The following is a 10,099-nucleotide window of genomic DNA, read 5'->3' as shown; positions in this document are numbered from 1 at the left end:
GCCTTCATCTGTTTCTTGAAGGCGCGGACCTCGAGCAGTGTCTCCCCGTCGACGATATCGGCCGCCGAACGGCGCGATCCCGGCTCGGCGTAGTCGCCGGGCGCCCCCACCCCCCCCGCCCGCCCCCCGCCCGACTCCCCCCCCCGCCTTGCTTCGTTTAACTCTATTTTTTGCCGCCGCCGCCCCCCCCCCCGCCGCGGGGCCGGGGCCCTATTAACCCCTGGTCTTCACTCCTCCGCTCCTCCGCTTCGCTCCCCCGCTCCGTCGCTCCAGACCAGGGGCGGGCCCCGGCCATGTAGGCCGGCCACCGGGAAGCGGTTACAGAGCGGAAGCCCTGGGCCTGCGGGCGGGGACATACCGGGGACAGGGGAATGGTTCTGTGCTGTCTCTGGATTGCCGACACCGCCTCTGGTCCCAGGGCTTCCGATCCGTACTGCTGGTTGGGCTACTCCTTGTCCGCGGTCTCCGCGGTGACTTCCCCGGCGGTCTCTTCGACGACCTCGTCGTCGGCAGGCTTGGGGCTGCCGAACATCTCCTCGGTATCGACGGTGTTGCCCTCCGAGTCGGTGACGGTCACCTTGCCGACGACCTCCGCCAGCGCTTTGCCGCGGCGAACATCGGCGAAGACCGCGCCCAGCTGGCCGGCCTGCTGCACCTGCTGGATGAACTGCTCCGGCGCCATCCCGTAGCGCTGGGCCTGGAACAGGATGCGCTCGGTGAGCTCCTCCTGCCCGACCTGGGTGCCCTCGGCCTCGGCGACGGCGTCCAGCAGCAGCTGGGTCTTCACCGACTTCTCGGCGGCTTCCTTGGTATCGGCGTCGAACTCCTCGCGGCTGGAGCCCTGGGCTTCCAGCGCCGCGGCGAACTTCTCCTCGTCGTGGTCGAAACCGTGCACGGCGTCGTGCTCGACGGCGTCGATCTCGGCCTTGACCACGGCCTCCGGCAGCGGCACCTCGACGGTCTCGAGGAGCTTCTCCAGCACCTGGTCGCGGATATCGCCGGCCTGCTGCACCTTCTTGTTCCGCTCGACGCGGGTGCGCAGATCGGCCTTCAGCTCGTCGATGGTGTCGAATTCGCTGGCCAGCTGGGCGAATTCGTCATCGGCCTCGGGCAGTTCGCGTTCCTTGACCGATCCGAGGGTCACGGTGATGGCGGCTTCCTTACCGGCGTGGTCACCGGCGACCAGCGTGGAGGTGAACTCCTTGGACTCACCTTCCGACATCCCGACCAGGGTGTCGTCCAGTCCCTCGATCAGCTGACCCGAACCGACCTCGTGCGACAGCCCGGTGGTCGCCGCCTCCGGGACTTCCTCGCCGTCCACGGTGGCCGACAGATCGATGGAGACGAAATCGCCGTCCTGCACCGCACGGTCGACACCCACCAGGGTCCCGAAACGCTGGCGCAGCGACTGCAGTTGCTCGTCGATATCGGCATCGGTGATCTCGATGGCATCGACGGTGACGGCGATGCTGCTGTAGTCCTCGGGCAGCACGATCTCCGGGCGGACGTCGACCTCGGCGGTGAACGCCAGCTCCTCGCCGTCCTCGATCTTCGTGATCTCGATCTCGGGCTGCCCGATGACCTTCACCTCGGAGGTGGTCACGGCCTCGCTGTAGCGGCCGGGCAGCGCATCGTTGACCACCTGCTCCAGCACCGCGCCGCGACCCAGGCGCGCCTCGAGCAGCTTGGCCGGTGCCTTGCCCGGACGGAAGCCGGGAATGCGCACCTGTTTGGCCAGGGCCTTGTAGGCGCGATCGAAGTCCGGCTTCAGCTCCTCGAAGGGCACCTCGACATTGATCCGGACCCGGGTCGGGCTCAGCTGCTCGACGGTGCTCTTCACGGACATGCTCCTTGTTCTCGTCGGTTCGTCTTGACCTCGGCCCGGCACGTGTTCCGTACCGGTACGCGGTGATGGCGCGTGGTCTGGCGACAGCACGCGGGTACGCGCCGCCGGCGTACCGTCCGGAACGGCGAGCACCTGCGGTTTCACGCGCCCGGGATACGCATCCCGACCAGGGTAGTTGACCGGGTCGGGTGGGCTGCACGCCGGGAGGCGGTTGGCGGCCTCCCGGCGGCGGGCGGGTGGATCACACCGGCGCCCACCAGCACAGCTCAGTCCTGGGGCACCGCCACGGCGTCGGTGACGAAGACCAGTGTCTCGTTCGGCGCCACCCCGTTGCCCCCGGCGCCGTACCCCAGATCCGGCGGGATGATCAGCAGCCGGCGGGCACCCTGCTGGACGCCTTCGAGCCCCTGCTCCCAGCCGGGGATGACCATGCCGGAGCCGAGAGTCAGCTCGAAGGGTTCACCGCGATCGAACGACGAATCCAGCTTCTGCTTGTCCGACCAGGTGACCAGGGAGTAGTTCATGGTCAGCTGGTCGCCGGCGGCCGCAGCGGGCCCCGAGCCGGGAACCAGATCCTTCACGACGAGCTGTTTCGGCGGATCGCAATCGTCAGGGATGGTGATCTCGGGGACCTCACCGAAACCGCCGGTGACCCCGATGTCCTCGGCCGTGCATTCGCGGCCCTTCGATGCGGTGGGCGCCCCCTGCGCGGACGCGCTGCGCGGAGCGGACGCCGCGGTCGTGGAGGTCGCGGTGGTCTCGGAAGCGTCGTCCGAACCGCACCCGGTGAGCCCGAACGCGGCCGCCCCCACGGCGGCGACGGCGATGATCCTGCCGAATATCTGCATCCGCCGAGCTTATGGTGCGGTGCCGGCGTGGGGTCGCCGCCCCTCGGGCTCCGGGTGCGCCGCCCCTCTCCACGGTCTGGCCGCGCCCGGGCCGTAGCAGCGAATCGCAGCGCATATCACCACCGGTACGCGGCACGCAGCCGAGGCCGCGCGCACGACGGACCGGCCGGCGCCGGGTACATCGAGCCTTCGTGACCGGCCGCACGGGCGCTCCGCAGGCGGGACCTATCGGCTCACACAGTCCATTCGCGGCCGGGCAGGCGCGAATGCGCTACTACGCCGTGACAGTGTTCGGCGCCCCCTCGGTTATCGACCGGTTCGGTGGGTATGCCGCGGGTGAAACGGACAGAACTCGTTACTGCGGCGCCCGCACGCGAGAACCGGCCCGAGCGCGGCACACCTCCAGCTATCGTTGGGGGCGTCCGCACCGGCGTGCGGAGTGCCCGGCGCGACCACGACCTCCAGGAGGTTCGGCGTATGACGCAGTTGGCAAGTGCAGGTGGGGATACCGCTGCCGACAATCTGGGCGGCGACGGGGGTGAATCGATCGCACCCCGTCCTTATGTCCTGTCCGCGACGGCGCGGGGCCCGCTCGATGCGGACGAGCTGGAGACCCTGGACGCGTGGTGGCGGGCCGCCAATTATCTGTCGGTCGGGCAGATCTATCTGATGGCGAATCCACTGGTACGCGAACCGCTGGCACCCGAACATGTGAAACCGCGGCTGCTCGGCCATTTCGGTACCGTGCCCGGCCTGAATCTGGTGTGGGTGCACGCAAACCGGGCGATTCTGGCGCGCGACCTGGACGCGGTGTTCGTGGCCGGGCCCGGGCACGGCGGGCCGGGCCCGAATGCGTGTGCATGGCTGGAAGGCACCTATTCGGAGCTCTACAGTCATGTTCCGCGTGATGCGGAGGGGATGCGGGCATTGTTCGCGCAGTTCTCCTTTCCCGGCGGGGTGCCCAGCCATTGCGCGCCCGAGACTCCCGGTTCGTTCCACGAGGGTGGAGAGCTGGGCTATTCGCTGCTGCACGCATACGGTGCCGCCCTGGACAACCCGCATCTGACGGTGTTCTGTGTGATAGGTGACGGGGAGGCCGAAACCGGGCCACTGGCGGGCAGCTGGCATGCGAACAAATTCCTGAACCCAGCCCGCGACGGCGCGGTACTGCCGATTCTGGCGCTGAACGAATACAAGATCGCCAACCCGACCCTGCTGGCCCGGATCCCGGAGGACGAACTCTGTTCGCTGCTGCGGGGCAACGGGTACGAGCCGCTGATCGTCGCCGGCCGCGACCCCGCGCAGGTCCATCAGGATCTGGCCGCGGCCATGGACGCCTGCCTGGAGCGGATCGCGCAGATCCAGCGCGCCGCCCGCGACGGGACCGATACCACCCGCCCGCACTGGCCGATGATCGTGCTGCGGACCCCCAAGGGCTGGACCGGGCCGCCGCAGGTCGACGGGGAACCGGTGGAGGGCACCTTCCGCGCGCATCAGGTGCCGTTGCCCGCGGCCCGCCAGAACGCCGGGCACCGGGCGGTGCTCGAACAGTGGCTGCGGTCCTATCGGCCGGAGGAGCTGTTCGACGAGGCCGGCGCCCCGGTCTCGGAGTTGCGCCGGATGGTTCCGGTGGGGGCGAAACGGATGAGTGCGAGCCCGGTGGCCAACGGCGGCGAACTGGTCCGTGATCTGCGACTGCCCGACTGGCGCGAGTACGCGGTGGATGTTTCCGAACCCGGACGTTCCGGCCACGAGGCGACCCGCGTACTGGGCGGCTGGCTCCGCGCCGTCACGGAACTCAATCCCGACAACTTCCTCACCTTCGCTCCCGACGAACTGGCCAGCAACCGGTTGCAGGACATTCTCACGGTCACCGGCCGTAACTGGCAGGCCGAGATCGGCCCCGACGATGTGAAACTCGACCGCACCGGCCGGGTCATCGAAGTGCTGTCGGAACATATGTGCCAGGGCCTGCTGGAGGGGTATCTGCTGACCGGCCGGCACGGCGTCTTCACCTGCTACGAGGCCTTCGTCCATATCGTCGACGCGATGTTCAACCAGCACGCCAAATGGCTCGACGCCAGCGCCGAGGTGCCGTGGCGGCGGCCGCTGGCGAGCCTGAACTATCTGCTGTCCTCGCATGTCTGGCGGCAGGATCACAACGGTTTCACCCATCAGGATCCCGGGTTCCTCGATGTGGTGCTGAACAAGAAACCCGAGATCGTGCGGGTGTATCTGCCACCGGACGCCAATACGCTGCTCTCGGTGTACGACCACTGCCTGCGCTCGCGGCACTACGTGAACGTGGTGGTGGCGGGTAAACAGCCGCAGCCGGATTGGCTTTCGGCCACCGACGCCGCGCTGCACTGTGCCCGCGGTATCGGGATCTGGGAATGGGCAGGCAACCGCGACGAACCGGCCACCACCCCGGATGTGGTGCTGGCCTGCGCCGGCGACGTCCCGACCTTGGAAACCCTTGCCGCGGCCTCGATCCTGCGCGAAAAACTGCCCTGGTTACGAGTGCGGGTGGTGAACGTGGTGGATCTGATGCGCCTGCTGCCCACCGAGGAACACCCGCACGGCCTACCCGACAGCGAGTTCGACACCCTGTTCACCCGGGACTCCCCCGTAATCTTCGCCTTCCACGGCTACCCGTGGCTGATCCACCGGCTCACCTATCGCCGCACCAATCACTCCGGCCTGCACGTGCGGGGTTACAAGGAACAGGGCACCACCACAACCCCCTTCGACATGGTCATGCTCAACGATCTCGACCGCTATCACCTGGTGATGGATGTGATCGACCGGGTACCGGCGCTACGGCAGCAGGCCGCGGGGTTGCGGCAGGACATGGTGGACGCCCGGCTGCGGGCCCGGACCTGGACCCGGCAACACGGCGAGGACATCCCCGAGGTCGCGGACTGGCGCTGGCCCGGGTGAACCGGTACCGACCGGGTAGAACCGGCGTCGGCCCGGAGAAACTGCCTTGCCGCACCGGTGTGACTCGGCAACGATCGCAGCATGCTGTTGACGATCACCTGCACATCGGTTGCGGGCAGTGCCACGCCCGCAACCGATCTCGGGTTCCTGCTGCACAAGAACCCGGACCGGGTGCAGGAATTCGGATTGTCCTACGGCACCGCGCATGTGCTCTACCCGCAGGCCATCGCCGAGCGCTGCACCGCGGCACTGTTGCTGGAAGTGGACCCGGTACGCCTGGTCCGTGGCCGGGCCAAGGGGCCGCAGGCCTTCGCGCTCGGCCAGTACGTGAACGACCGGCCCTACGCCGCATCCTCGCTGCTGTCGGTGGCGATCGGCACCGTCTTCCGCAGCGCCCTGCGCGGTGAGTGCGCACAGCGCCCGGAACTGGCCCGCACCCCCTTGCCGCTGCGACTGGAACTCCCGGCACTCGGCTGCCGGGGCGGCCCCGAACTCGCCGAACGGATCTTCGCCCCGCTCGGCTGGTCGGTGGACGCCACACCCCTGCCACTCGATCCGGCCTTCCCGGAGTGGGGTGATTCGGCACATCTGCGTCTCGTATTGACCGGAACGGTGCGACTGGCCGACGCACTCAACCACCTCTACGTGCTGCTGCCCGTCCTCGACGGCACCAAGCACTACTGGCTCGACAACGACGAGGTCGACAAATTGCTCCGCGCGGGCGGAACCTGGCTGGCCGCTCACCCGGAGCGCGGCTGGATCACCCGCCGCTACCTGGCCCGGCGCGAATCGCTGGTCCGCACAGCCCTGGCCCGGCTGGCCGAACTGGACAACTCCGAACCCGAGGAACTCGGCGCCGTCGATGAAGCGATCCAGGCGGACGAGACCACGGCCGCGCGGGTGAACGGTGACACCCCCACAGTTTCGCTGGCGGTGCAGCGGCGGGCGGCGGTGGTTGCCGCGCTGCGAGAGGCCGGGGCGGCCCGGGTGCTCGACCTCGGGTGCGGTGAAGGCGCCTTGCTGCGGGATCTGCTCGGCGACAGCTCTTTCCAAGAGATCATGGGCGTGGATGTCTCCACCCGTGCGCTGTCGATCGCTCGCCGCCGGTTGCGGCTCGATCGGCTGCCGGACATGGTCGCGCGCAGGCTGACCCTGCGACAGGGGTCACTCACCTATACCGACAGCGCGCTGCGCGAGTTCGACGCCGCCGTGCTGATGGAGGTCGTCGAACATATCGATCCGCCGCGGCTGCCCGCGGTCGAATACGTCGTGTTCGGGGCTGCGGCGCCGCAGGCGGTGCTGGTGACCACGCCCAATGCCGAATACAACGTGCGGTACGACGGTCTGCCGGCGGGCGCGTTCCGGCACAGCGACCATCGTTTCGAGTGGAGCCGGGCGGAGTTCCGGTCCTGGGCGCAGCGGGTCGCCGGACACTACGGCTACGGGGTCCGGTTCGCACCGATCGGCAGCCCCGATCCCGAGGTCGGTCCGCCCACCCAGCTCGCGGTGTTCAGCCGCAACGCAACAGAAGGAGCCGCGCAGTGACCGATCTCGCCGTACCGGATCTGTGCCTGGTGGTGCTCATCGGTTGCACCGGATCGGGAAAATCGACCTTCGCCCGCACGCATTTCCCGCCGACGTCGGTGATCTCCTCCGATATCTGCCGCGGGCTGGTGAGCGACGACGAGAACGACCAGTCGGCGACACCGGAGGCGTTCGCACTGCTGCACCATATCGTCGGGGTGCGGTTGCGGCGCGGGCTGCGGACCGTGGTCGATGCCACCAATGTGCAGCCGGGCGCCCGCAAGGAACTCGTCGCGCTCGCCCGGAACCACGATGTGCTGCCGGTGGCGATCGTGCTGGACGTACCGGATTCGGTCTGCCTGGAACGGAACGCGCGGCGGCCGGACCGCGCCGCATTGGGCGCCCATGTCGTGCACCGCCAGCAGCGCGAGCTGCGGCGCGGGTTGCGCGGGCTGGAACGCGAAGGATTCCGGCGGGTACACACGCTGCGCGGCGCCGAGGAGATCGCCGCGGCACGGATCGTGGACGAACGCCTGTGGAACGACCGCCGCGACCTCACCGGCCCCTTCGATGTGATCGGCGATATCCACGGCTGCCGGGCGGAGCTGGAAACCCTGCTCGCCACACTCGGCTACCGGATCGATCGGGATACGGCGGGCCGGGCGGTGGGCGCCTGCCACCCGGGCGGCCGGACCGCGGTTTTCGTCGGCGATCTGGTCGATCGTGGTCCCGATACGCCGGGTGTGCTGCGGTTGGTGATGGGAATGGTCACCGCCGGTGACGCGCTGTGCGTCACCGGTAACCACGAGAACAAACTCGTCCGCGCTCTGTCCGGGCGGAAGGTGAAACCGACCCATGGACTGGCCGAATCGCTGGCTCAGCTCGCAGAGACCGACGACGAATTCCGGGCGGCTGCACTCGACTTCTGCCGGGGGCTGATCAGCCACTACGTACTCGACGGCGGCCGGCTCGTCGTGGCCCACGCCGGCCTGAAGCAGGAATATCACGGCCGGTCTTCCGGACGTGTCCGGTCGTTCGCCATGTACGGCGAGACCACCGGCGAAACCGACGAGTTCGGCCTGCCGGTGCGCTACCCCTGGGCCGAGGAGTACCGCGGCCGGGCGACCGTGCTGTACGGCCACACGCCGGTCGCCGATCTGCGCTGGGTGAACAACACGCTGTGCCTGGACACCGGCGTGGTCTTCGGTGGGCAGCTGTCGGCGTTGCGGTACCCGGAGCGGCAGACGGTTTCGGTACCGGCCGAGCAGGTCTGGTACGAACCGGTCCGCCCGCTGGCGCCGGTGGGCGGCGGCCCGTCCACCGATGGGCCCGCGCACCGTGATCCCGGCATCCTCGATCTCGACGATGTGCTCGGCCGCCGCGTGGTCGAAACCCGCCACCACGGGCGGGTCGGGGTCCAGGAGGAGAATGCGAGTGCGGCGCTCGAGGTGATGAGCAGGTTCGCCGTGGACCCGCGCTGGCTGGTCTATCTGCCGCCGACCATGGCGCCGTGCGCGACCTCCGAATTGCCGGGCTACCTCGAGCATCCGGCCCAGGCATTCGAGTACTTCCGCGACGCGGGCGTGGCGCGGGTGGTGTGCGAGGAGAAACATATGGGGTCGCGGGCGGTGGTGCTGGTGGCTCGCTCCCCGGAAGCCGCCGCCGAAAGATTCGGCGTAGCGCACGGCACCGGCATGATCTACACCCGCACGGGACGGCCGTTCTTCGACGAGCCCGACCGGACCGAAGCCCTGCTGGCCCGGATCCAGGTGGCGGCCGAAAGCGCCGGACTGTTCGACGAGCTGCGCACCGGCTGGCTCCTGCTCGATACCGAGATCATGCCGTGGTCGGCGAAGGCACAACAGCTGCTGCGCAATCAGTACGCGGCGGTCGGCGCCGCGGCGCGGGCTTCGGCCGAAACGGCCACTCAGGTGCTGGCGGCGGTGGCGGCCCGGGGCCAGGACACCGGTGACCTGCAGGCCCGGATGGCCGGCCGGTCCGCCGATATCGCGGCCTTCACCCGCGCCTACGGTCGCTACTGCTGGCCCGTCGACGGGCTCGACGGGTTGCGGGTGGCGCCGTTCGGACTGCTGGCCGGTGAACGTGCGAATTACGCCGTGCGCGATCATCACTGGCAACTGGATCTACTCGACCGGCTGGTCGCCGCGGACCCGGAGCTGCTGTCGGCCACTCGGCGGATGACCGTCGACCTCACCGATCCCGGCAGCGAGGCGGCCGCCACCGCGTGGTGGCTGGCGCTGACCGGCGACGGCGGTGAGGGCATGGTGGTGAAACCGGTGGACGCCCTGGTGCACGCGGCGCAGAAGTCGCGCGGACCAGCGGCACGCACAACGGCGGGCACGGTCGGTTCGGCCACTGTGGGGGCCACGACCGACGCAGGCCCGACGGGCAACGCGGACAGGGTCGCGGCTCGCGAGGAAGACGTAAGTGCCGGCGAACAGCTGGGCGGTGGACTGCTCGGGGAAGGTGCGATTGTGACGGGAAACCGTGACAGCCGCGTCCCGGTGGGCCGACTCGTGCAGCCGGGTGTCAAGTGTCGCGGACCGGAATATCTCCGGATCATCTACGGCCCGGAGTATCTGCGACCGGAGAACCTGCAACGCCTGCGGTCCCGCGGGCTGGGCCGGAAACGGGCGCTGGCATTGCGTGAGTACGCATTGGGCCTGGAGGCGCTGGACCGTCTCGCGTCCGGGGAACCGCTGTGGCGATTTTCTTTACCAGTCCGTGGGTGCGAGCGATGATCATGGTCGTCTTCAGTTCCATAGGGCGGTATAGAACATCTCCGGCAAATCGTCGTTGGTGGGTCCGTTGTTCTATGTACCGCTGTTTAACGGTACGGTACACGAGTGTGTGAATATGCGCGCTGTGATTTCCCTTGGGTGGGAAGGGGACGTGCCGGGGTCGTCGTGTTGCTGCCGAC

General features: G+C 68.7%; 5 protein-coding genes. 3 read left to right on the top strand and 2 right to left on the bottom strand.

What is annotated here, in order from left to right:
- Window positions 1-445: 445 nt before the first annotated feature.
- Window positions 446-1,840, bottom strand: a complete 1,395-nt coding sequence (gene tig, locus QH196_RS00345) for a trigger factor (protein ID WP_280413735.1) — start codon at window positions 1,838-1,840, stop codon at window positions 446-448.
- A gap of 272 nt (window positions 1,841-2,112) precedes the next feature.
- The gene (locus tag QH196_RS00340; protein ID WP_280413734.1) at window positions 2,113-2,694 is read right to left on the bottom strand and encodes an FKBP-type peptidyl-prolyl cis-trans isomerase; all 582 of its coding nucleotides are present in this window, start codon (window positions 2,692-2,694) and stop codon (window positions 2,113-2,115) included.
- Window positions 2,695-3,171: 477 nt separating this feature from the next.
- On the opposite strand from QH196_RS00340, the gene QH196_RS00335 reads away from it, so the two are divergent.
- The 3 genes from QH196_RS00335 (at window position 3,172) to QH196_RS00325 (ending at window position 9,920) form a co-directional block, all read left to right on the top strand.
- Entirely contained in the window at window positions 3,172-5,634 is a 2,463-nt protein-coding gene (locus tag QH196_RS00335; RefSeq protein WP_280413733.1) for a phosphoketolase family protein, read from the top strand.
- An 81-nt stretch (window positions 5,635-5,715) separates the two neighbouring features.
- Window positions 5,716-7,179, top strand: a complete 1,464-nt coding sequence (locus QH196_RS00330) for a 3' terminal RNA ribose 2'-O-methyltransferase Hen1 (RefSeq protein ID WP_280413732.1) — start codon at window positions 5,716-5,718, stop codon at window positions 7,177-7,179.
- Window positions 7,176-9,920 (top strand): polynucleotide kinase-phosphatase, encoded by a 2,745-nt coding sequence (locus tag QH196_RS00325; RefSeq protein WP_280413731.1) that lies wholly within the window; start codon window positions 7,176-7,178, stop codon window positions 9,918-9,920. The genes QH196_RS00330 and QH196_RS00325 overlap by 4 nt, the downstream gene beginning before the upstream one ends.
- Window positions 9,921-10,099: the final 179 nt, after the last annotated feature.

Origin of the sequence: Nocardia carnea (genome assembly GCF_029868325.1) — a bacterium.
Taxonomy (GTDB): Bacteria; Actinomycetota; Actinomycetes; order Mycobacteriales; family Mycobacteriaceae; genus Nocardia; species Nocardia carnea_C.
Note: the sequence above shows the minus strand (reverse complement) of the source record. Positions and strands in the feature narration are given on the sequence as shown.